We start from the raw sequence: 22,614 nt of genomic DNA, 5'->3' as shown, positions 1-22,614 counted from the left end.
TTTAGCTGTTTTTTCTTTTTTGAACTTGTACGATAAAATCCTTCTCATATTTCTTACCATTTATATAAAAAGTTCCCCACAGTTTATACGTGCCTTGGGCAGGAAATGTAATACGATACTGTAATTGCTCATCCGTATCAACAGGCATAGCGTATAAAAAGTTTTCCCTCGTTTCATCTACGATATAAAGAGTTTCCTCTTCTCCTCTCTCTGAATGTAATTTCAATTTTTCACCCTTTTTTGCTTGAAACTGAAATGTTAACGTCACCGGCTCATTCGGATGTAATGCACCGAATAAAAGAGAAACTTCATGCTCTCCAATTTTTTTTGTAAGTACACTATCGACTGGCAGGTTCACCTTCTTCTTATTTTTTTCTTCTTTTTCTCTCCCAAAATCTGTCTTCGCGAATGATTCTACTGACTTATTTTTGTTTTCATATAAAAATATTGTATACGCTTCATCTTTCGCTATTTTGGAAGATAACTTATATGATCCATTCCCTGCAAATGTAGGTTTAATCTGTTGTATATGTTTTAACTGTTCATCTACAATAACTGCCCGAATTTGATCATTTACACCACGAACCTCATTATTCTTTTTATTTAGTAATTGAAACAAAATATCTACTTTATCATTTCCTTTTCCATTTGATACATCCCATTTTACTTCTTGAACATCTCCTACCGTCTCTACGGTTTCCTGATATTTTTTTATGTAAAATCCTCCCGCCACAATAAGTACCAAAGCTACAAGTCCAATGACAAGATTTTTCAAAAAATCACCTACCATTTTTATTGTCTCTGTTTATACAAAACTTCTTTCATATATATTCTAGATTATGATTTATGAAATCCTCCTCTTTTGCACATATTACAAATAATTAAAAAGATTTTAATTGAACGGATTCGTAGTGTATAATGCAAATGATATTGATTTCTATCAATACATTATAAGGAGGACTTTTCATGAGTGTACATATTGAAGCAAAACAAGGCGAAATCGCTGAATCTATTCTATTACCTGGTGATCCATTACGCGCAAAATATATCGCTGAAACATTTCTTGAGGACGTTACTTGCTATAATAACGTGCGTGGTATGTTAGGTTTCACTGGAACTTATAAAGGAAAACGTGTATCTGTTCAAGGTACAGGTATGGGTGTTCCTTCTATTTCTATTTATGTAAACGAACTAATCCAAAGCTACGGAGTTAAAAATTTAATTCGTGTTGGGACTTGCGGTGCAATTCAAAAGGACGTAAAAGTACGTGACGTTATTATTGCAATGACAGCTTGTACTGATTCGAATATGAACCGTTTAACATTCCCAGGTTTTGATTTTGCACCAGCTGCAAACTTTGACCTTTTAAAGAAAGCTTACGATGCAGGAACTGAAAAAGGATTACACGTTCGTGTTGGTAACGTTTTAACAGCAGATGTTTTTTATCGTGAAAGCATGGACATGGTTAAAAAACTTGCAGATTACGGTGTATTAGCAGTAGAGATGGAAACAACTGCTCTTTACACATTAGCAGCGAAATATGGTGTAAATGCATTATCTGTATTAACAGTAAGCGATCACATCTTCACTGGTGAAGAAACAACATCTGAAGAACGTCAAACTACATTTAACGAGATGATTGAAATCGCTTTAGATGCAGCAATTCAACAATAATACATTAAAGAACTCGTCATACGTCTGTCGAGTTCTTTTTATGTGACTTTTTATAAAAAACTACTTTAGAAAGAGACAGATTTCTCCCTCTACTTTCTTGTCACGTTTGTTATAATAAAGTGAAATCATTTACAGTATTTCTCATAAGAGGTGAAGCAGTGAAAAACAGAAGTATCGTCTTTAAACTATTTTTATTAACATCAACATTATTTACAATCATATTCCTCCTCTTTTTCCTAGGACAGTCTCTATTTTTAGAGAAATTTTATATTAATAAAAAAGTAAAAACCGTTCAAACTGCCTTTGAAAAATTCGTAGATAATTACGAAAAAAGCGGCAAAAGTTATGAGGAAATTAGAAAACTAAAACAAGAATTTCATGATAAAACAAATGCTGAAATGCAATTTTTAGATTCTAATGGCATTATTAAAAGTGAAAACAATTTCTACATTGATGTTATTGATTCTAAAACTCAAAGTACGTATTCCATTCCACTTAATAATCTTTTAACACCCGAAGAATATATTAAATTCGAAAATTTAGGTTTAAAAAAAGATGGACCAATCAGCGTCTTGGGGTTCTTACAGGGGAATATTATAACACCAATAGAATTGTCAACACATTATAATCGATGGCGAAACGAACATTTCAATTCGGATTTCCAATCAATTAATAGTAATCCTCCTAAAAATGGACTTACAAATCGATACAAAACTACAACTAATATCCGCCTTACTGGTGTTATATCTAAGTTACAGCTCCCATCCAAAGCTGAGGTTCGGCTTGCAAATGACATTGAAACATTACGAGCCGTTCAATATTTTACATACACAATTAGGCAGGGTACTTCTGATTCAAATAAATTAACTATATACCCATTAGGCGTTGAAGAAAATTTACAAAGCCGCATCTTTGTAAAACCTATTATGGAAAACAATATGGTTACAGAGTACGCCTTTGCGATAGTATCTTTGCAACCTGTTAATGAAGCGATGCTCGTTTTAAAAGATTATTATGTCTATGCCTTAATCATTGTGTTTCTCGTGATTATTTTATTATCCTTCTACTATTCAAAAATTATTGTGAAACCATTAATTAAGATTAATCGCGTTACAAAGAAAATGGCTAATTTTGATTTTAGCGAGAAACTACCTGTTACAGCAGACGATGAAATTGGCGGGCTTTCCGGCAGTATCAATACATTATCTGTAAACTTAAAAGACAGAATTGATCGATTAAATGTTGCCAATACAAAATTACAACAAGATATTGAACGTGAACGTCAATTAGAGAAGACGAGGAAAGAATTCATTTCTGGTGTATCCCACGAATTAAAAACACCACTTAGTGTAATTAGAAGTTTCGCAGAAGGGATTCAAGATGGTGTTAGTAAAGATACAACGTATTATACAGATGTTATTTTAGAAGAAACAGAAAATATGAACAGACTTATTGTTGAAATGTTAGAATTAGCAAAACTAGAATCGGGTACGTACAAACTAGAAATGACAACATTCTCAATCGGTGAATTAATTCAGCAAGTCCATACAAAGTTATTATTTAGCATGGAGGAAAAGCAGTTACAAGTGGACGTCGATGCAGACACTTCTATATTTGTTAAAGCGAATCGTAGTCGTATTGAGCAAGTAGTTGTGAACTTACTTAGCAATGCAATTCGCTATACGCCCGATGGAGAAAGAATACAAGTCTCTGTTATAGAAACCGAAGATACAGTAAAAGTCGAAATCGAGAATACAGGAAATCCTATCCCAGAAGAAAGTCTTGAAAAAATTTGGGATCGCTTCTATCGTTTAGATGCATCACGCAGTCGTCATACTGGTGGTACCGGTCTCGGGTTATCTATTGTAAAAAACATTTTAGATCTCCATCATGCCAAGTACGGTGTATATAATACGAATAATAGCGTTGTATTCTATTTTAATTTACCAAATGTAAAAGAAGTCAAATAATTTGTCTTAATTTCACTAGGAGTTCACATGAAATTCACACTCTCCCTTTATAGTAAGAAACAAGTTAATCCTTTCCTTTACACATATAAAAGAGGAGAGTGCGTGAAATGAAACAAGCAGGACAACCTATTCAAAGTGAAAAACAATTAGAAACTATCAAAAATATACTTTTACAATCTTCGAAACGTGATGGCTTATTATTCGTATTAGCCGTAAATTCTGGCTTAAAAGTAAGCGAAATCTTACAATTAAAAGTTAGCGATGTCATCGATGAAAACGAAAATGTTCGCCATTCCATTTTATTTTACAATGAAAAAGTAAAGAAACATAAATGGTTTGCTGTAAATGAAGACTTACAGCACGCAATCGAAGACTACATGAAAGAACGTAAAACTTGGAAACGCAATGAGCCATTATTAAAGTCTCAAAAAGGAACAAAATCTATTACGAGACAACATGCATGGTACATTTTAAACAAAGCTGCAAAAGAAGTTGGATTAGAAGGGATTAGCTCACATACACTTCGAAAAACTTGGGGCTATTGTGCATACAAATCAGGTGTTGACATTGCATTTTTACAACACTTCTTTGATCATAGTACTCCATCAAAAACTTTAAAGTATATCGGTATCGCTTAATACCTCTTATACATAAAAAAGGTTACCATTTAAAAAATGGTAACCTTTTTTATGTTTCATATTCTCTTTTCTTTTCTTGTCTCTCTTATATTGTAGTGGTACTCTAATAATAAGGGGGAGAAATTATGAACACACTTACAATTGAATTACCGCAAGAAACGGCTGAAAAACTCGATTTATTAAAACAAGCTTATGAAAAGAAAACAGGTGCTAGCATTTCTGAGAGCACTCTCGTTCAAACACTTATCTCAAAAGAATTTATCCAAGCGATAACTCCTTTTGATTTACAACAATTTATTAACGGAAAAGAACAGCATTAATGCTGTTCTTTTTTTATTGCTATTTAAAATACAAAAAAATTTTACTTATTTTCCGAAAAATCATTGACAATGATAATGATAACCATTATCATTTATTATGAAGCCAACAATTGATGAATCAACCAAACGCTCAGTAACATTGTTACCCCTCTTTTTCATATAGAAAGGCACTGTACATTCCCCCTGTTTGTACAGTGCCTTTCTTGTTTTATCATCGTTCAAATAAATTTAATTGCTCAGGCTTTGGCTCACCATATGTAATGTTCATCATTTTCATAAGTTGTTTCGCATTATCCGCTGCATCCCCGCCCGAATTATTATTAAATAATACGTATATGTCCTTTGTCTTCTTTTTTAGTTGCTCTAGTCGTTCTACCCATTCTTCCAATTCTTTATTGTTGTAGCGATATAAACAGCGAACCGCCCTCCAATTTTCCCCTTTATCCAGCCAGCCATGAACGTTTCGACCATGAAAGCGGATTAATGTTATATCCGAATCCGTCGCCTCTAATACGAGTGGAACCGAACCAATTCCCGCTTGCGGTTCATCACAAATTGTATGAATCCATTTTTCTTTCTCTAAAAATTGTAGCGTTTTATCTCTCATTTCTGGATAAAACCATGTTTGATTTCGAAACTCTATCGCACACGGTAAACCTTCCATTTTCTCTTTCGTATATCGAAGGAAATCTACATTTTTCTTTTTGCAATCAAACCATGGTGGATATTGAAATAAAATTATTTTTAATTTATTCGCTTCTATTAAAGGAAGAATCGATTGTTTATACACATCAAACATCTCATCAAACGTAGAAAAAGGAGTTTCTCCTTTCATATGCCCTGTCATTCCTTGATACGCTTTTACGACAAAAGAAAAGTCTGTCGGTGTTTCCATCGCCCATTTCGTATAATTTCGTGCCGGTTGCATCGCATAAAATGAACTATCCACTTCGACAATAGGAAAATGTTCACTGTATGTTCGTAATTTATTTTTATTTTCATAGGGATCTATATATAAAGAATCATGATCTCCCCACCCTGTCACTCCAATGAAAAACAATCATATTCCTCCCTTTCAGTTTTCATCTTATATTCATTCTACTGATTTCCCAATCATCTTGGACAATCAAATTCATTAAGTAACTCTTTCTTTAAGAGTATCCGTATAAAAATATGATATACTAAATGGAAGAATTTTTAAATTGAGGGGTTATTTATTTATGCTTCCAACCGATGATATTTTATCTCATGAAAAACGAATAGAAGAACTAGAAAATAAAGTACGTTTTTATGAAGAACTTGTGAATCAATTGCCGCATCATTTCACATATAAAAATCCACATATTGGTTTGCAAATAAAGAAAACAAGAACAAATCATTCCATTCAAAACATACGAAAAGAGAATAAAGAAGCTGATTTTCAACTTACTTGCGATTCATTATTTTTATTTGAACAACTTGAAAAACACTTTGTTCATATTTTTGATGCTTTTTCACATCATGTAACCTTTATTGATAATAAGGGGAATATTACATTATGTAATCAAGCTGCTGCAGATGATTTTGTTGTAATACGAAACGAAATAATTGGAAAGCCAATTCAACAATTACTTAACTTACCTGAAGAAAAAATTAAAGCTATTGAAACCTTAAAAACAGGAACCGAAATATATAATGAAGAGGTTTTAGACAAAAACTATGGCATTATTAATAATCGAATTATTCGCGATTATAATGGAGAGATTTTTAGAGTTATTAGCGTTTTTCATTATTTAAACACAGAACGTGATGCAGAGAAATTTTCATTAGCAGGACGAATTGCCGCCGGGATTGCACATGAAGTACGCAACCCACTTACAACAGTACGGGGATACTTACAGTTTTTACAAGAGAGTGTATCTCCATCCAATAAAGAATTATTTAAACACTTACTTATTCCTGAATTAGATCGTGCAAATAGTATTATTACAAAATTTTTATCTATATCGAAAACACGCGAATTTAAAAGAGAACCGTTTCCCATCAATATATTTTTACGTGAATATATTCAACAGCTACTAGCAAGTGAGGTCTTTTTGCATAACATTTCAATTGATTATAATTTTTCTAATGAATTAGATGATATTTTAGTCCATATTGATCGCCATGAACTTGTTCAAGTGTTTTTAAACCTATTTCAAAACGCCGTTGATGCTCAAGGTGAAAAACCTCTTTCTATTCAAATCACTAGTTATCGCCTAGATAACTTCGTTCGGATTACTTTCACAGATAATGGAACTGGTATTCCTCCAGCTATTCAAGAATATATCTTTGATCCATTCTTCTCAACAAAAGATTCAGGAACAGGACTGGGCCTATCAGTAACAAAGAAAATTATTCAAAATCATAACGGCACATTAAAAATGACTAGTAATCAAGCTGGTACAACTTTCACTATTTCTATTCCAACTTTATCTAAAACAAACCATGAAAGAATGAATGAATACAAATGAGGTATTCCTCCACAAACCGCATGCCAATTGTTAGATACTCTCAACAATTGACATGCTTTTTTATGTTGAACTAATCTTCTTTAATTTCTATAAATCTTTCTCCATAACTTAATTGTTTTTGCTTGGTAGGCAAACTTCTTATTTTTTTAGAAATAGTAGTTTGTCCATCACGAATTTAGTATAAATCTCATCTTAATATATAGTAACGACTATTGATTCTATGAAAGAAAGGGATGAAAAGATAAACAATATAAATAAAGGAAAAGTATTTTATGGTAATGATTGTTGCGAAGTAAGAGCTTGCAGTCATATTAATATCTCTAAGTCCGAACTGAAAGAGTTTGTTAGACTTCTTCAAGCACTTGGTCAAGCTATTCAAGCTGTCTTTCAAACCCCTTCTCAAAATAATATAGATAATCTAATTGATGCCCTAAATAATCTACAAAAGTTCCTCAATTGCTTAGATTTATCTCCGGCACAAAAACAAATCGGAAATTCTATTATCACTAATCTATTAACTATTTTAAGAACAACACCTTTCTCATGCGGAGCATTGTACGTTGAGCTACAAAGCTTGCTAAGTTATTTAAAGTAGATTGTTGTACTATCGACAAATTAGTTAAACTCATAACAGAGATCCAAACTATTCCTAGTTCAATACGGATCAGATTGCCTTGGAGGAGGTGATAGTAGGACTCAAGGGGCTTAACTGGTGTCCAAGGACCGGCGGGCGCTCAAGGTGCTACTGGTGCGACAGTCCAGCGGGTACTCCAATTCCTGTAACTATCGCGTCCATCGGAAACTCCAACGCACAAACTATATCTCCTGGAACAAACATCCAATTTAATCAAGTTTTTGAAATAAATACTATCACTTTTAATGACACTTCAGACACTTTAACAGTTTTAGAAACAGGCGTATATGATATTAATTTCTCAGCGTCTACAACTTTCCCAGGCTCTTCACCGTTTGGGTTCGGTATTTCCTTCAATGGTCAACCACCTACTCGTAATTTTTCAACTAACGTTATCAGTAGTGCTGTTTCTTTCTCTACAATCGTTACTTTACAAACTGGTACAACAATCGCTGTACAACCTACAGCAAATACTATTTCTATTCCTAACACAGGTGATACAACAGCAACACTATCTGTTTTCCGAATTTACTAATTTCACTAAATAAGCGTATTTATAATAATATGCATCATTTGACTGTAAATTAAATTTCTCTTTTTATATAGAACCGGGCACTTATTTGGGAGGATAAGTGCTCCTTCTTTACGTTTCTTTACCTCAAATTTACTCTATCTTAATCCTCATTTTGTATGATAAATAGTGAAGTCAAAGATATGAAAGAGGGATGAAAATGAGAGTTATGTCACTGATACGCATCTGGGTTGCTTTTATGGTATGCATTATTTTATGTGTAGGATTTTTTTTAACTCTAAAATATTCCACTATATCAAAAGCAGAGAGAAAAACAGTTCCATACAAGCTTTTGTATACAAAACAAAGTAACATCCCTTATTCCAATGCAGCAAATAATGAAAAAAAGGTTATAAAAGGAATGCTTATTACGAAAGCTTCTAGTTACGAAACGCTACTTCAAATTGCTGAAACGATTAAAGATCAGTATATAAATAAAGAAATTGATGAAATCACGCTTTCTATCCATAATGAAAATAATGGTAGTTATGAAGAAGAATTACCTTACGAACCTATTAGTAAAGGCAAAATCATTATCACATATGATTCTCAATCCTCTGGCAGTACGAACATTATACTAAACGAGTAATATCATTTCCCAATTGGTATGGGCTAATCATTAGCGGTGAATAAACATCCCTTAATGATTGAAGTTTCACTTTATTTTTCATACGAAAAAGAGGTGGATTTCGTTATTCGCCTCTTTCTTCTTTTACCAAAGTGATGGAATCCACTCTTTCACTTTATCAAACCACTCTTGCTGCTCTTGTTTTCTTTGTTGTTCCTGTTCTTTCCTTCTCTTCTCTTCTTCTTTTCTTCGTTTTTCCTCTTCGATTGTTTGCAATTGTTTTTTGTAGTCAGCCTCTGGTATTAGTGATAACTGGAATGCTTTTTGAGCTGGATTTGCATTTGCTTTTTTCATGATATCCCGGAACATCGTCGTCGTAATTTGACTCCCTCCTGGAACATAATGCTCGCTATCTGTTTTATCATATCCTACCCAAATCGCACCTACTAAATCTGGCGTATATCCAACAAACCATGAATCCTTTGCACCATTGCTTGGACCATTTACAATTTGAGTAGTACCTGTCTTACCCGCCGTATCAACATTATTAACTTTCGCTTTTTCACCTGTTCCCTTTTCGACAACACCTTTTAATAAATATGTCATCTTTTGAGCAATTTTTTCACTCGTCACCCGCGTCTCTTTCTTATACCATTTCCCAATCGTTTCACCTTCAGCGTTTTGAATTTCTCTAATTGCATGAGCCTCCACTTGAACACCATCATTTGCAAATGTACTATATGCTTGGGCCATTACAAATGGAGATGTACCTACATGCATTCCGCCTAAAGCAATCGGATACGTACGATCTTCTGGCACTATTGGAATACCAAATCTCTCTAAAGATTTCAATCCTTTATCTAATCCTATTTGTTCTAACAGCCAAACTGCTGAAACATTATACGACTTTGCCACCGCTTCATACATTGTCACATTACCATGGAAGGTAAGATCACTATTTTTCGGTTCGTATTCTTTAATACTAAATGGTTCATCTTTTAATATATCGTATACTTCATACCCTTGTTCTAACGCTGGTACATATACAGCAAGAGGCTTTAACGTTGAACCTGGTTGCCTTTTTAATTGAGTAGCATGGTTAAATTGTAAAAACTGATACGGCCCTCTGCCTCCAACTAAAGCTGGAACACCACCAGTTTTTGGATTCACAAGGACCACTCCTGTTTGCATGAGCTGATCTGAACCACTATCTTTAAAATAGTTATCATTATTCACAACATCTTCTACAGCCTGTTGTTTTTTCGAATCAAGCTCTGTATAAATACGATAACCACCTGCTAAAATCTCATTCTGTGTTAATTCGTACTTGTCCATTGCTTCTCTAACAATATAGTCTACATATTGAGAATATTTACCTTTGTATTTATCATCCACACCACGTTTTAATACAAGACCGGACTCTTTTTCTTTATTGTACTGTTCTTCAGAAATATACCCTTGCTCTTTCATTAAACTTAATACGACATTACGTCGTTCAATTGATTTATTAAAGTTTTTATAAGGCGAATACGCAGACGGCGCTTTAATCAAGCCCGCAATCGTTGCAGCTTCTGAAATTGATAAATCTTTTACATCTTTATCAAAATAAGATTTAGCTGCTCTTTTTATACCCCAAGCCCCTTCACCAAAATAAATTTGATTCATATACATTTCAATAATTTCATCTTTTGTATAAGTACGTTCTATTTTTTTAGTTAGAAAATATTCTTTTATTTTACGTGAGAACGTGCGGTCTTGTGTCAAAAATACATTTTTCGCAAGTTGTTGTGTAATTGTACTTCCCCCTGCTACAACTTCTCCTGCTGTAATATTTTTAAAAACCGCACTTATAATTCCACTATAGTAAATACCGTGATGGTTAAAAAACTCCTTATCTTCTACTGCAACAATTGCCTGAACCATAATGTTAGGAATATCTTTCCTTTTTACGCCTTCTGTTTTAGAAGAAGCCAATTTAGTCGCAACTTCATTGTTTGCATCATAAATTAAAGTCGGTTGCGGAACAGCTTGTTTTAATTCAGATATGTCTTGAATGGAAATTATTATATTTATAGCAATAAATAGAGTAACGAATAAACTGCCCAATACAATTAATGAATTGCGTAGTTTCTTCCTCTCATTGAACCACTCAAGCGTTTTTTTAAAGTGAGTGTTCTTCAATTTCATTCGTTCACTTCCTTCGTTTGTTTACACTCTTCTTTTCAAAAGGAAGAATATACCTCCTTTTAAATTTATTATAATAACGTAGTCCTTCCTATAGTGTAAAGCTTTTCTTTCACATTCATACTTTTTGCAAGAAAAGGACATTCTACAAGTAAGATATTCAATATCGATTATTAATATTATTAATACAACAATGAGAGTTATGTTAAGTTTTTGTAAACTTTTCGATAAAATGTTTTAAAAAACGACAGTTTTTTGTTAGAATTGACTAGCCAATATATTTTACATATATTACTTTTGTGGGGGTAACTAATAATGGTCTTTAAATCAAAAAAAGATAAATTTTCTGAAATGTTAATGAATGTTTCTGAAAATTTAAAAGAAGGCGCGCAATTTTTCGTGGAGTATAAAATTAAAAATGCTAGCGATTTAAAAGAGTTTTCTATGCGCATGAAAGAATATGAGTCAAAAGGTGACTCATTTATTCACGAAATCATTATGGAGCTAAACAAAGCGTTTATTACTCCTATTGAACGTGAGGACATCCTACAACTTGCAATGAGTATGGATGATGTATTAGACGGATTAGATCACGGTGCTGGTCTGTTCGAAATGTATTCTATTACAGAAGCTGATGAATACATGATTAAATTCGTAGAAGCAATTAATCAATGTGCAATTGAAATTGCAAACTCTGTTGAACTACTGTCTAAAAAGAAGTTGGTCGACATTCGTACGAACGCGATTAAGATTAAGGATTACGAATCACAATGCGATGATATTCGTCGTCATGCGATTAAACACTTATTCTCTCGTGAAAAAGATCCGATTAAGATTATTCAATACAAAGAGATTTACGAAGAGCTTGAAGAAGTAGCTGATAGCTGCCAAAGCGTTGCAAACGTATTAGAAACAATTATTATGAAGAACGCGTAAGGAGTTTGATCATGGATACACTCTTGATACTGACCGTTTTAGTAGTCATTTGCGCTTTAGCTTTTGACTTTATCAATGGATTTCACGATACAGCAAACGCTATTGCAACGGCTGTTTCAACGAAAGCTCTAAAGCCTAGACATGCAATTATTATGGCAGCTATTATGAACTTTTTAGGTGCAATGACATTTACAGGTGTAGCAAAAACGATTACAAAAGATATCGTTGACCCATTTGCTTTACAAAATGGTTCTCTTGTAATTTTAGCTGCTTTACTTGCGGCGATAGCTTGGAACTTAATTACTTGGTACTACGGTATCCCAAGTAGTTCTTCGCATGCAATTATTGGCTCAATCGCAGGTGCAGCTATTGCTGCTGCTGGTATTAGTTCATTAAACCTTAAAGGATTCATTAAAATTCTTGAAGCTTTAATCATTTCACCGATTATCGCTTTTGTTATTGGTTATATCGTATACAGTATTTTTAAAGTGGTCTTTAAAAACTTTAACTTAACGAAAACGAATAAAAACTTCCGTATATTCCAGATTTTCACTGCAGCATTACAAGCTTATACACATGGTACAAATGATGCACAAAAAGCAATGGGAATCATTACGATGGCTCTTATGGCCAATAACTATCATACTTCTAGCGACATCCCGTTCTGGGTACAATTATCTTGTGCAATTGCAATGGGTCTTGGTACTTCTGTCGGTGGATGGAAAATTATTAAAACTGTCGGTGGACAAATTATGAAAATTCGTCCTGTAAATGGTGTAGCTGCTGATTTATCATCATCACTTGTTATTTTCGGTGCAACATTCATTCACTTGCCAGTTAGTACAACGCACGTTATCTCTTCTTCTATTTTAGGGGTTGGTGCTTCTCATCGTGTGAAAGGTGTAAAATGGGGAACTGCAAAACGCATGTTAATTACTTGGGTTATTACACTTCCTATTTCAGCTTCATTAGCTGCGTTATTTTACTACTTATTACACTTAATCTTTTAATCAAAAGTCGTCTTCCTTATTTTTCTAGGAAGACGACTTTTTTGTGAACAAGCCTATTTCTTATTAAAAAGCGTGTATAATAATTGATGGACAAGTTATATAGAGGAGTTGGCAATTTTGGAATACATCATGTTACTTTTCATCGGATTAATCGCCGGGACCGTCGGGAGCCTAGTTGGGCTTGGGGGCGGAATTATTATCGTTCCGTTATTAATTGGATTACACAGTTTATCACCACAACTCGCAGTAGGAACTTCTATGGTAACAGTCGTTTTTACAGGACTGGCTTCCACCCTTACGTATATGAAGCATAAACGGGTGGATTATAAAAGTGGACTTATTTTATTTATCGGGAGTGGCCCTGGTGGTATTATCGGATCATGGGCAAATAAATTTTTAAACCAAGATACATTTTCTTTATATTTTGGGATTTTCCTTATTTTAGTCTCCATTCTTCTTATGCTACGAGACAAATTAAAACCTCTTTCCTTATCAAATATGTCTGTCATTAAGCGGTCTTTTACAGATAACAAAGGAAATACTGTACACTATCAATTCCCACCGTTTCTTGCTATCTTTATCGCCTTTATAGTTGGGTTTATATCTGGATTATTTGGAATTGGTGGCGGTGCCTTACTTGTTCCAGCGATGATGCTTCTTTTTGCATTCCCAGCACACATTGCTGTGGCAACTTCGATGTTTATCGTATTTTTATCAGCAATTGTAAGTTCTGCAACTCACATCTCTCTTGGAAATGTTAGCTGGACTTATGCATTAATTCTTATTCCTGGTGCATGGATTGGCGGAAAAATCGGGGCTTATATTAATACAAAATTAAGCGGTAATGCCGTAATTAATTTATTACGTATCACATTAATAATTCTTGGAACTAGATTAATCATTACTTCACTTTTATAACGCGTTCTTTCTAGAATGCGTTTTTTTATACACATGAATATAAAAAAGCTCCTAGGAGAACAAATAAAACTAAACAAACACTTAATAGCATAAAATTTGAAATATGTACCTTCTTCAAGTTGATCACTCCTATAGCTGCGACTGTTATCTTTATGATAGCGAAAAAACAGTTCGCATGCAGTTACAAAGTGCTAACAATGCAAAATCATTTATTACAAATTTTATCCTTTTATTTCATTTCCTTGTATAATCTATCGATTCAATAAAAAAAGATGTCATATTGACATCTTTTTAGTGAAGAAGTGACCATCCCATAAAGTCTTCATGTACTTGGCACGCCCTCTTATCGTTTCGATCATATAATTCAGCATAACTATCTGTTTCTTCATCATAGGCCATCGTATAAATAATTTGGCCGTCTATTTCAACGGATAGAACGACTCCACCTTTCATCTCTTCTACATGAATGATAGCATTCGCCGGTATTCTCATATCCGTCATCTTCATCGCATCTAACAATATACTAAACCCCCTACAGCGTATTCATTGCTAGTACTATTACACACTAAATAGTATACTACTGTAATAGCATACATTTCGTCAATGAAATTGCTGTTTAAATAGCATATTGTCTTTATACATATACGCTAAAATAGAAGAACTAGAAATGTTTAAATGGGGGGCTAATATTGATTCTACACAAAGGAGATGTACTATTCCGTCAAGGCGAGGACGGTCCTTTATATTTTATAAAAACAGGTTTATTAAAAGTGGTTCGACTAGAAGAAGACGGAACACCATTTCTATTCAACATTATCGTTCCAGGTGAAACGATACCTCACCATTCTTTAATTTCGCCGAAGGAATATCACGGTACTGCTATTGCTTTAATAAAAACAGAAGTTGAACCGATTACTAGTAGCGAATGGTACGATAGACTTCAAGCAAACCCTAAATCATATGCCGACATCGCTATGCAATTACAATCGAAACTAAGAATGATGCAACAGCGGATTGACCAATTGTCAACTGTCTCTCCGAAAGAACGTCTTCATCGTTTACAAGAGTGGTTCACACTATATTTAGGTGACATTCCTATATATGAAATATTAACGCAAACTGAAATTGGTCAACTGATAGGTATACGCCGTGAAACAGTAAATCGGCTGTTAAGAGAACAAATAAAAAACGAGGTAAAATAATACCTCGTTTTTTGCTTATTCAAACTCACCCTATTGTAAGCTTGCTGCTGGACCAAAAAATTCATAATGAATATGCTCTTGTTTCACACCTAAATCAATTAGTGCAGTATTTATATGCTTCATAAATGGCACTGGACCACAGAAATAAAATTCTGCTTCAGTTGTCGGAATAATAGTTTGTAACCATTCACCTTCAATGAATCCTTCTTTATCAAAGTTTTTTATTTCCAAATCTTTTTCAGTCGGCGCAGAATAGCAAGTGTATGCTTTAACTTGTTCGTATTCATTGTCTACTGCCTTAACGTGTTCTTTCATCGCATGTGTAGTACTATTTATCGCTGCATGAACAAAATATACATTACGTTTTGAGTCTTGTTCAATTAACGTATTTAACATACTCATCATCGGTGTAATACCTACTCCACCACTAATTAGTACAACTGGTAATGTTGAATCCATATTTAATACGAAATCTCCCGCTGGTGCACTTACTGGCAGAATATCTCCTTCCCCTACATGATCATGTAAGTAATTAGATACTTTACCACCTGGTGTATCTACACCTTCTTCTTTTTTTACACTAATACGATAATATTCTTTTCCAGGAGCATCAGATAAGCTATATTGACGATTATGTGTATATGTTTCACCTTCAATATTTATTTGAATTGTTACATATTGTCCTGGGATGAATGAAGAAACTTTCCCGCCATCTTCAGGTTTTAAATAAAATGATGTAATAACGTCACTTTCTTTCACTTTTTTAACAACTACAAAGTTTCGGAAATCTTTCCATCCACCTTCTTTATGTGCAGCCTCTTCATACATCTCTGCTTCAATGCTAATGAATGCATCAGCAATGACTCCATACGCTTCTCCCCATGCATTTAAAATTTCATCAGGTGCACCTGCGACCTCTTTAATCGCTCGTAGTAAACATGTACCCACAATCGGATAATGTTCCGCTTTAATACCTAAACTTCTATGCTTATGACCAATTTGTTTTACAACTGGAATAATTGCTTCTAAATTATCAATGTACATCGCAGCTGCATAAACAGCATTTGCTAACGCTTGTTGTTGTCTTCCCTTTTTCTGATTCGTGTGGTTGAAAATATTCAATAACTCCGGATGTTCCTCAAATAAAATTTGATAAAATCTCGTTGTAATTTCAACGCCTTTTTCTTGTAATAATGGTACTGTTGATTTTACGATTTCAATTGTTTTTGCACTTAACATTGTATCCCACTCCTCTATTTCCTTAACTGTTTTTAGTTTAACTGAATTGTATTATACACATTGTGATTTTAATCACTATTAACACGGTGTTTTTGTGAAAAATATATGAACATTGCACTTACAAAAAGAAAATAAGCCAACTAGAATGCTAGCTAGCTTATTATTTGGACTGTATTGCTTGTTCAATTACCCTTATATCTTTCCCATCTCCAAATTCTGTATACCCCCAGATGTTCGTTTCGCCTCTATATTTATTTACGATAATATCTAAGTCATGGTATACACGATGGGCATAAACTACATACTCAATATTTTGAAGCTCCACACCTTTTTTTACAATTTCATAACTTCTATTTACATCACGTTTGATCTTTTCATTTTTTATTTCTGTATGTATGTTTTTTAAAGATGATTCTTGTTCTTGAAACCATTTCTTTAAATGGTTCCAGTCCCCGTCTGTATAATTCTCTGCCTTACCATAATTTAAGAAATTATTATAACTTTCATGTGTCGTACGAATAAAATCAAGCACTTTTGTCTCTTCTTGTACCGCTTCTATTTGAGCTATTGTATTTACCCCAGCGGGCTTATTCGCATAATGTAATAGCACTTTCATAAGACTATAACTCGCAATGATCATCACGATTATAATGCTGAACACACTTAGCAATTTCCTCATATACAGAACTCCTTTTCTACTATGAATATTACAATAGAGTGTTTCACTTCTATCATTCGCTCGTAGAAATACAATTCCTGTTTAAATTCTTCCTATCATTTCGACACTATTTTTCTACACATTTCGCCTTGGCAAATGCTCCTGTAAAACAATATAACCTTCATAAGCTGTATAACCAAGTATAGCTATTAATCCGATATAACAAGCGAATACTGTCCATTTCGTTTTCGCATCAACTTTATAATAGTTTTCTTTTTGTACTTTTTCTTTTTCCCATTCATTTAATCGTCTTTCCGCTACTTCAAATGCCTCCCTGATGTAAATTGTATACTCGTCTTTTTCATCCTCATATGGAACATAGTCTAGCGGCTCAAACTTCGGCAAAAGATGCTCTAACACTTCCATTCTTTGAAGTTCCCCTGTTTTTAATTCTTTTGCATGCTCTCTTTGTCTTAATACATTCATCTCATGATGCATCATGTATATAGTCCGATGCACAGCACCAGTTTCTTTTAGTTCCTCTTCAAGCTTAGCAACATATTCTTTCATTCCATCAATTCTATAACCTAATTCTTTAATCGGCTCATCTCTCTTTATTACTCTATATAGTTCCATACAGCCGATAATGAAAATAAATCCTCCCAAAATACTTTTAAAGTAAATTGAATAGCCTAGCAATAAAACAAGCCCTGCTCCCCAAATTTTCGTACTTACAACTGAAATAATCCGGCCACCATCTAGCGGTGAAACGGGAATTAAATTAAAGAAATTAATCATACTTCCAAACAAAATAACAAGTGCCCAAAACGGCTCTTTCGTGATCATATAAAGTGGAATAGCCGGTAAAAATGAAAGTAATCCGAAAAGAGGCCCCATATAAGCAATATACGCTTCATCTTTTGCGTTTTTCGGCATCTCTTTCATTCCAATAAGAGCCCCCATAAATGGAATGAAGATTGCCGGTGATGTAGGTATCCCTTTTCTTCTTGCCGCCCATAAATGACCCATTTCATGAACAAATAACAAATAAACAAGTGCTACTCCAAATTTCCAACCATATATAACTGCGTATGCACCAAGTGATAGAAACATACTAAATACAGTTGAAAACTTTGCTAATTTAAAGATTGCGAATACCCACTTTAGCTTAGATAGTAAAAATAACCCTATTGCAACAATAATTCCCCATAATCCTTTTTTATTATTTCTCATGTCCCTCTCCTTTATCTTATTGAAATGAGCTATATGCACCCATTTCAGTTTATTCTATTCTCTATTATGACACATTTTTTTCTTTTCTTAGAAATAATGTTTATATCATCCATTTTTAGACAAAAATACAAATGAAAGGAGGTAGATACAAATGAAATTACAATCTCTCATTATAGGTGCTCTCTCTTTCTTAGCCTCAACTCTTATTTTTTATACCGTTAGCTACCTATTATTATTAGATTGGTTGCCAAATCACTTATTCATCGCTCTTATGATTCTATCCGCTCTTATGATTTCATTTCTTATTACACGAAAATCCATAAATGAGCCATCTGCAAAAGCAAAGTAATAGAGAGGGGATTCTCTCCCCTCTCTATTATCATTTCCTAGGAAAGTCCATATAGACTTTCCTATTCACTTTATCTTTGTAAATCCATTTTTTCACCATACTCTTTAACAATTTGAATGATATTTTGAAAAACGCCTATTTTTTCTTTTTTATTATTTAATATTTTCAAATCATAATTTTCATAATATGTTTCTAATGCTTTTAATTGTGATAATGAAGCATCTTTTATCGGAACAGTAACATTCAATTCATACTGTTTATACCCCTCCTTTACTTTTTCACCTGAAATCATTTCACTCTCTTTTGCTCCAATTAATTTTTGAACCTTTTCCGGGAAAATCAATTGCAAATAATATTCTTGTTCCTGTGCTAACTTGTTGTAAAGTGATTGCGAAATCGTATAACGTACCTTATAATTCATTTTTTGATCCCCTGCTTTAATATGAAACGCTGTAATCTGCAAATCTTTTTTCGTTACTTCTGTTAAAGGATCAACCTGTATCTCGTCTTCTTTTTGTTCTGGAATCTTTGGAAATATAGACAAAAGTTTTTCCGTATCTTTTTCGTTCAACATGTACATAGCCTTCTTATATTGCAGCCACCCTCGTCGATCTTCTCCTCTTAACCATGCATAATACTTTTCTTTTTTCCCATCTCTACTAATTTGTATTTCATATTCAGGTTCACCAAAGCTACCTGTTATTTCTTGTTTTTCCGCATTATTTATAATATCTATTACGGCCTTAACTTCTGACTCCTGTAACTTTTTCTCTTTATGTTTTTTTTGTATAACAGTTATCCCTATTGTTTCTTCCACTTCATTCACCGTCTCCTCTACTTGTTTCGTTTCTTTCTTTTGTTCTGCTTGACCACACGATGCTAGTAAAATCACACATAAAACCATTACATACTTCACTTTCAACTCAATCCCTCTTTTCTAATAAGAAATCCTTATAACCTTCATATAAGAAACAAAAACATGAGATCATATTAAATAAGCTATACTATACACTGAAGGGAGGATTTTACAATGTCCATTAATTTTCATGATGCAAATAATAAGTACACATATGCAACTAGAAATGCCCATGTTTCTTGGGAGGAAATGATAAAAAACATTACAGATATACAAAACAAACAAATAATTGACATAGGCTGCGGCGGTGGTATTTACACGAAAGAACTTGCTCTTATGGGAGCCAAAAATGTTGTTGGACTTGATTTTTCAAAAGAGATATTACAAGCTGCAAAAGAAAATTGTAGCGGCTTTCCAAACATTTCATTCATTCACGGTGATGCACATAGCATCCCATATCCTGATGAAACATTCGACATAGTTATTTCGCGCGCAGTTATTCATCATTTACAAGACATTCCTACATTTTTACGTGAAGCTTCTCGTATATTAAAGAAAAACGGTGTACTTATTTTACAAGATCGAACCATTGAAGATTGTACAATTCCAGGAAGCCCTGAACACATTCGCGGATATTTTTTCTCGGTATTTCCAAAACTCATTGAAATCGAATCAAAAAGAAGACCAAAAACTGCTACTATACAGCAAGAATTACAAAAGCATTCTCTTCACGTGTTCCCTTCGCAAACACAATGGGAAGTACGAAAAATACACGATTCTGTAGCAGCATTACTACAAGACTTATCTCCTCGAACCGGACGATCCATTCTATACGAATTAACAGATCATGAGCTTGCTCAACTTCTACATCATATCCAAATCGCATTACAAAACATCTCTCCTATTATTGAAAGAGATCGGTGGACAATTTGGAGCGGCAGGAAATTGTAAGGAAGGAAGCCTCACAAATGAATGTGAGGCTTCCTTCTTTCATAATCTAATTTTGCAACACTCTTGATATCCTCCACTTCTGGCCTGTGCACTCCCACACTTCGGACATACTAAATATCTAGACTGATTTGTCAACAAACTACCTTTTTGAAAGAGTAAAACTTCTGCTTGTTTAAACGAACGCGAATAATATAACCACATAAAACCAATTATAGCAATAATGCCAAATAATACTCCCATCGCAAGCATTTCAGTCACCTCTTTTGGTTTGTTCTTTCCAGCAAGTGGATTGTTTTATTATTCTCTGTAAATTCTATTAATACCTTCTTTACTCCTATAAATATCAACTTTCTCTACAAATTTTACAATTCTCTACAACTATTCACTCCCGTTTTACACTTCATCATTTCCTTCACAATAACAAATATCATCTTCGATATTTCCGCATATAAATATATCTTCCAAAAAACATATTGACTTTCAAAAAAAAACATGCAACAATACTGTCAGAATACTTGAACTAAAATTCATTGACGAGAACGAGTACGTTATAAGACTGTTCCCCAGAGAGTTGGCGATTTGCTGAAAGCCAACGTTCAGTGCGTAGCCGAAAATCATCTCCGAGAAGTAGAACCGAATGTTACAGTAAGTTCTTACCGGCTGTCCCCCGTTACAAGGAACACGTATCATGTTGTACGTTGCAAAGCCGTATACATATAGATTTATTTCTACATGTATAAATTAGGGTGGTATCGCGGGTAAATATAACTCGTCCCTTTCTTTAGGGGCGAGTTTTTTGTGTTCTTACAAATGAATTTTAAAAAAGGAGGAAAAAAACAATGAACACTGTATCAAAAAAACATATTTTTTTCACAGGTCTTATGCTATTTTCTTTATTTTTTGGGGCAGGTAATTTAATTTTCCCTCCCATGCTTGGACAAAATGCAGGTGAAAACTTTTGGCCTGCAATGATTGGATTTTTACTAACAGGAGTCGGCTTACCTTTATTAACTGTTATTGCAATTTCTTTATCAGGAAACGGTATGCAACAACTTGCAAGTCATGTTCACCCATTATTCGGAATTTTCTTTACCGTAGTTGTATATATTGCAATCGGTCCATCTATGGGGATTCCGCGCGTCGCTAACGTCGCCTACGAAATGGGTGTTAGTTCTTTCTTACCAGAAACAATTCGCTCTAGTAGCCTAACGTTATTTTTATACACAGTCATCTTCTTTGCTATCGTATTTTGGCTTAGTTTAAATCCATCTAAACTTGTTGACCGTATCGGAAATATATTAACACCTATTTTATTACTCTCTATTTTCTTATTGTTTGTTAAAAGTGTATTTACACCACTTGGGCAATCCGGACAAGCAATGCAAGAATATCAAACTTCCCCAATCTTCAAAGGTTTTATGGAAGGATATTTAACGATGGATACTATTTCAGCACTTGCATTTGGGATTATCGTTGTAAATGCCATTCGCTCTAAAGGTGTGAATGATCGTAAAACCATTGCCATTGCAACAGCAAAAGCAGGATTTATTGCTGCTACCGGACTCGTACTTGTATATGGCGCACTTGGCTGGCTCGGTGCGACTAGCGTCTCTCTCGGATACGCAAAAAATGGTGGACAGCTACTTACTGTTATCGTACAACAACTATTCGGTCCATATGGTCTTCTTCTATTGTCTCTTATCGTTACACTCGCTTGCTTAACGACATGCGTTGGACTCGTATCTGCATGCAGTCAATATTTCGCAACATTATTGACTACATTCTCATATAAAGCATTCGCGAGTATCATTTGCGCATTAGGGTTACTAGTTGCTAACTTAGGTTTAACAAAAATTATCGCCATCTCTGTTCCAATTCTACTTGTTGTATATCCAATTGCGATTGTACTCGTTCTCCTATCGTTACTACATAAATATTTCGGCGGTTATCGATCTGTTTATGTAGGTGCTTTATTCGGGGCAGCAGTTGTGAGCGTATTTGACGGATTAAAACAAGGCGGTATTCCAGTTTCATTTATCACACCCTATTTTGAATTTATCCCTTTATATAATGAAGGAATAGGCTGGCTAGTACCAGCATTAGCCGGAGCTCTTATCGGCCTTACTATCGCTAAGCTAAGCGGTGCGAAAAAAGTTCCCCTACTAACCGAATCCAGCGAAGCAAAAGCATCCTAAAAAAACTCCCGAAAGG

The 22,614-nt window shown here is 34.1% G+C and carries 24 protein-coding genes and 1 other annotated feature; of the genes, 15 read left to right on the top strand and 9 right to left on the bottom strand.

All coding sequences use genetic code 11. The annotated features are described in order from the left end of the window. Window position 1: 1 nt before the first annotated feature. Complete coding sequence (locus ACUN26_RS04070; protein ID WP_000232581.1) at window positions 2–790, bottom strand: hypothetical protein; 789 nt, start codon at window positions 788–790, stop codon at window positions 2–4. 176 nt (window positions 791–966) lie between these two features. Here ACUN26_RS04070 and deoD point away from each other — a divergent pair, with 176 nt between their 5' ends. The 4 genes from deoD (at window position 967) to ACUN26_RS04050 (ending at window position 4,602) form a co-directional block, all read left to right on the top strand. Further along, a complete protein-coding gene (gene deoD, locus ACUN26_RS04065; RefSeq protein ID WP_000110704.1) occupies window positions 967–1,674 on the top strand; it encodes a purine-nucleoside phosphorylase in 708 nt (235 codons plus the stop codon). 158 nt (window positions 1,675–1,832) lie between these two features. Next, entirely contained in the window at window positions 1,833–3,644 is a 1,812-nt protein-coding gene (locus tag ACUN26_RS04060; protein ID WP_000797528.1) for a sensor histidine kinase, read from the top strand. Window positions 3,645–3,751: 107 nt separating this feature from the next. Then, the gene (locus tag ACUN26_RS04055) at window positions 3,752–4,282 is read left to right on the top strand and encodes a tyrosine-type recombinase/integrase (RefSeq protein ID WP_000806240.1); all 531 of its coding nucleotides are present in this window, start codon (window positions 3,752–3,754) and stop codon (window positions 4,280–4,282) included. A gap of 125 nt (window positions 4,283–4,407) precedes the next feature. After that, window positions 4,408–4,602, top strand: a complete 195-nt coding sequence (locus ACUN26_RS04050) for a DUF3924 domain-containing protein (protein WP_001094863.1) — start codon at window positions 4,408–4,410, stop codon at window positions 4,600–4,602. 211 nt (window positions 4,603–4,813) lie between these two features. On the opposite strand, the gene ACUN26_RS04045 is transcribed toward ACUN26_RS04050, so the two are convergent. Then, window positions 4,814–5,662, bottom strand: coding sequence for a DUF72 domain-containing protein (locus ACUN26_RS04045; RefSeq protein WP_000465099.1), 849 nt, complete (start codon window positions 5,660–5,662; stop codon window positions 4,814–4,816). A gap of 160 nt (window positions 5,663–5,822) precedes the next feature. On the opposite strand from ACUN26_RS04045, the gene ACUN26_RS04040 reads away from it, so the two are divergent. The 4 genes from ACUN26_RS04040 (at window position 5,823) to ACUN26_RS04025 (ending at window position 8,888) form a co-directional block, all read left to right on the top strand. Then, the gene (locus ACUN26_RS04040) at window positions 5,823–7,094 is read left to right on the top strand and encodes an ATP-binding protein (RefSeq protein ID WP_000938020.1); all 1,272 of its coding nucleotides are present in this window, start codon (window positions 5,823–5,825) and stop codon (window positions 7,092–7,094) included. A 220-nt stretch (window positions 7,095–7,314) separates the two neighbouring features. Next, window positions 7,315–7,689 carry a collagen-like repeat preface domain-containing protein gene (locus tag ACUN26_RS04035; protein WP_002038299.1) on the top strand — a complete coding sequence of 125 codons (375 nt, stop codon included), beginning with the start codon at window positions 7,315–7,317 and terminating at the stop codon, window positions 7,687–7,689. Between the two features lie 88 nt (window positions 7,690–7,777). After that, window positions 7,778–8,263, top strand: coding sequence for a Gly-Xaa-Xaa repeat protein (locus ACUN26_RS04030; protein WP_370114585.1), 486 nt, complete (start codon window positions 7,778–7,780; stop codon window positions 8,261–8,263). Between the two features lie 196 nt (window positions 8,264–8,459). Beyond that, window positions 8,460–8,888, top strand: a complete 429-nt coding sequence (locus ACUN26_RS04025) for a hypothetical protein (RefSeq protein WP_001265580.1) — start codon at window positions 8,460–8,462, stop codon at window positions 8,886–8,888. Between the two features lie 123 nt (window positions 8,889–9,011). On the opposite strand, the gene ACUN26_RS04020 is transcribed toward ACUN26_RS04025, so the two are convergent. After that, on the bottom strand, window positions 9,012–11,054 hold the full coding sequence (locus ACUN26_RS04020; RefSeq protein ID WP_000769255.1) for a transglycosylase domain-containing protein: 2,043 nt from the start codon (window positions 11,052–11,054) through the stop codon (window positions 9,012–9,014). Between the two features lie 312 nt (window positions 11,055–11,366). On the opposite strand from ACUN26_RS04020, the gene ACUN26_RS04015 reads away from it, so the two are divergent. The 3 genes from ACUN26_RS04015 to ACUN26_RS04005 all read left to right on the top strand — a co-directional run bounded on the left by ACUN26_RS04015 (window position 11,367) and on the right by ACUN26_RS04005 (window position 13,915). Then, entirely contained in the window at window positions 11,367–11,987 is a 621-nt protein-coding gene (locus ACUN26_RS04015) for a DUF47 domain-containing protein (RefSeq protein ID WP_000231444.1), read from the top strand. Between the two features lie 11 nt (window positions 11,988–11,998). Then, window positions 11,999–12,997 carry an inorganic phosphate transporter gene (locus ACUN26_RS04010; protein ID WP_000380277.1) on the top strand — a complete coding sequence of 333 codons (999 nt, stop codon included), beginning with the start codon at window positions 11,999–12,001 and terminating at the stop codon, window positions 12,995–12,997. Between the two features lie 117 nt (window positions 12,998–13,114). Continuing rightward, window positions 13,115–13,915 (top strand): sulfite exporter TauE/SafE family protein, encoded by an 801-nt coding sequence (locus ACUN26_RS04005; protein WP_000455753.1) that lies wholly within the window; start codon window positions 13,115–13,117, stop codon window positions 13,913–13,915. A gap of 291 nt (window positions 13,916–14,206) precedes the next feature. Here the strand turns inward: ACUN26_RS04005 and ACUN26_RS04000 are convergent, their stop codons facing one another. Next, window positions 14,207–14,434, bottom strand: a complete 228-nt coding sequence (locus ACUN26_RS04000; protein WP_000883004.1) for a hypothetical protein — start codon at window positions 14,432–14,434, stop codon at window positions 14,207–14,209. Window positions 14,435–14,604: 170 nt separating this feature from the next. On the opposite strand from ACUN26_RS04000, the gene ACUN26_RS03995 reads away from it, so the two are divergent. Next, window positions 14,605–15,117, top strand: a complete 513-nt coding sequence (locus tag ACUN26_RS03995; protein ID WP_000600584.1) for a Crp/Fnr family transcriptional regulator — start codon at window positions 14,605–14,607, stop codon at window positions 15,115–15,117. A 30-nt stretch (window positions 15,118–15,147) separates the two neighbouring features. Here the strand turns inward: ACUN26_RS03995 and hmpA are convergent, their stop codons facing one another. The 3 genes from hmpA to ACUN26_RS03980 all read right to left on the bottom strand — a co-directional run bounded on the left by hmpA (window position 15,148) and on the right by ACUN26_RS03980 (window position 18,247). Further along, window positions 15,148–16,356 (bottom strand): NO-inducible flavohemoprotein, encoded by a 1,209-nt coding sequence (hmpA, locus tag ACUN26_RS03990; RefSeq protein ID WP_000947322.1) that lies wholly within the window; start codon window positions 16,354–16,356, stop codon window positions 15,148–15,150. A 160-nt stretch (window positions 16,357–16,516) separates the two neighbouring features. Beyond that, window positions 16,517–17,035: a hypothetical protein gene (locus tag ACUN26_RS03985; protein WP_001228785.1), complete on the bottom strand. Its 519-nt coding sequence runs from the start codon at window positions 17,033–17,035 to the stop codon at window positions 16,517–16,519. Window positions 17,036–17,149: 114 nt separating this feature from the next. After that, window positions 17,150–18,247, bottom strand: coding sequence for a site-2 protease family protein (locus ACUN26_RS03980; RefSeq protein WP_445540870.1), 1,098 nt, complete (start codon window positions 18,245–18,247; stop codon window positions 17,150–17,152). A 151-nt stretch (window positions 18,248–18,398) separates the two neighbouring features. Between ACUN26_RS03980 and ACUN26_RS03975 the strand changes: the two genes are divergently transcribed. After that, window positions 18,399–18,596, top strand: a complete 198-nt coding sequence (locus ACUN26_RS03975) for a hypothetical protein (protein WP_000776284.1) — start codon at window positions 18,399–18,401, stop codon at window positions 18,594–18,596. 70 nt (window positions 18,597–18,666) lie between these two features. Here the strand turns inward: ACUN26_RS03975 and ACUN26_RS03970 are convergent, their stop codons facing one another. Next, window positions 18,667–19,518, bottom strand: a complete 852-nt coding sequence (locus ACUN26_RS03970) for a hypothetical protein (RefSeq protein WP_000865656.1) — start codon at window positions 19,516–19,518, stop codon at window positions 18,667–18,669. A gap of 108 nt (window positions 19,519–19,626) precedes the next feature. Here ACUN26_RS03970 and ACUN26_RS03965 point away from each other — a divergent pair, with 108 nt between their 5' ends. Then, window positions 19,627–20,403, top strand: coding sequence for a class I SAM-dependent methyltransferase (locus ACUN26_RS03965; RefSeq protein WP_000026266.1), 777 nt, complete (start codon window positions 19,627–19,629; stop codon window positions 20,401–20,403). 39 nt (window positions 20,404–20,442) lie between these two features. Here the strand turns inward: ACUN26_RS03965 and ACUN26_RS03960 are convergent, their stop codons facing one another. Continuing rightward, window positions 20,443–20,652, bottom strand: a complete 210-nt coding sequence (locus ACUN26_RS03960; RefSeq protein ID WP_000880630.1) for a hypothetical protein — start codon at window positions 20,650–20,652, stop codon at window positions 20,443–20,445. A 272-nt stretch (window positions 20,653–20,924) separates the two neighbouring features. Then, window positions 20,925–21,183: a binding site (T-box leader), on the top strand. Window positions 21,184–21,242: 59 nt separating this feature from the next. On the opposite strand from ACUN26_RS03960, the gene brnQ3 reads away from it, so the two are divergent. Next, a complete protein-coding gene (brnQ3, locus tag ACUN26_RS03955) occupies window positions 21,243–22,598 on the top strand; it encodes a branched-chain amino acid transport system II carrier protein BrnQ3 (protein WP_001099155.1) in 1,356 nt (451 codons plus the stop codon). Window positions 22,599–22,614 lie beyond the last annotated feature (16 nt).

This window comes from Bacillus sp. WC2503, from assembly GCF_052682895.1.
Note: the sequence above shows the minus strand (reverse complement) of the source record. Positions and strands in the feature narration are given on the sequence as shown.

Coding starts and splice junctions, on each gene's coding strand:
- ACUN26_RS04070 (WP_000232581.1), bottom strand. CDS start 790: ATGGTAGGTGATTTTTTGAAAAATCTTGTCATTGGACTTGTAGCTTTG.
- deoD (WP_000110704.1), top strand. CDS start 967: ATGAGTGTACATATTGAAGCAAAACAAGGCGAAATCGCTGAATCTATT.
- ACUN26_RS04055 (WP_000806240.1), top strand. CDS start 3,752: ATGAAACAAGCAGGACAACCTATTCAAAGTGAAAAACAATTAGAAACT.
- ACUN26_RS04050 (WP_001094863.1), top strand. CDS start 4,408: ATGAACACACTTACAATTGAATTACCGCAAGAAACGGCTGAAAAACTC.
- ACUN26_RS04040 (WP_000938020.1), top strand. CDS start 5,823: ATGCTTCCAACCGATGATATTTTATCTCATGAAAAACGAATAGAAGAA.
- ACUN26_RS04035 (WP_002038299.1), top strand. CDS start 7,315: ATGAAAGAAAGGGATGAAAAGATAAACAATATAAATAAAGGAAAAGTA.
- ACUN26_RS04025 (WP_001265580.1), top strand. CDS start 8,460: ATGAGAGTTATGTCACTGATACGCATCTGGGTTGCTTTTATGGTATGC.
- ACUN26_RS04020 (WP_000769255.1), bottom strand. CDS start 11,054: ATGAAATTGAAGAACACTCACTTTAAAAAAACGCTTGAGTGGTTCAAT.
- ACUN26_RS04015 (WP_000231444.1), top strand. CDS start 11,367: ATGGTCTTTAAATCAAAAAAAGATAAATTTTCTGAAATGTTAATGAAT.
- ACUN26_RS04010 (WP_000380277.1), top strand. CDS start 11,999: ATGGATACACTCTTGATACTGACCGTTTTAGTAGTCATTTGCGCTTTA.
- hmpA (WP_000947322.1), bottom strand. CDS start 16,356: ATGTTAAGTGCAAAAACAATTGAAATCGTAAAATCAACAGTACCATTA.
- ACUN26_RS03985 (WP_001228785.1), bottom strand. CDS start 17,035: ATGAGGAAATTGCTAAGTGTGTTCAGCATTATAATCGTGATGATCATT.
- ACUN26_RS03980 (WP_445540870.1), bottom strand. CDS start 18,247: ATGAGAAATAATAAAAAAGGATTATGGGGAATTATTGTTGCAATAGGG.
- ACUN26_RS03975 (WP_000776284.1), top strand. CDS start 18,399: ATGAAATTACAATCTCTCATTATAGGTGCTCTCTCTTTCTTAGCCTCA.
- ACUN26_RS03965 (WP_000026266.1), top strand. CDS start 19,627: ATGTCCATTAATTTTCATGATGCAAATAATAAGTACACATATGCAACT.
- ACUN26_RS03960 (WP_000880630.1), bottom strand. CDS start 20,652: ATGCTTGCGATGGGAGTATTATTTGGCATTATTGCTATAATTGGTTTT.
- brnQ3 (WP_001099155.1), top strand. CDS start 21,243: ATGAACACTGTATCAAAAAAACATATTTTTTTCACAGGTCTTATGCTA.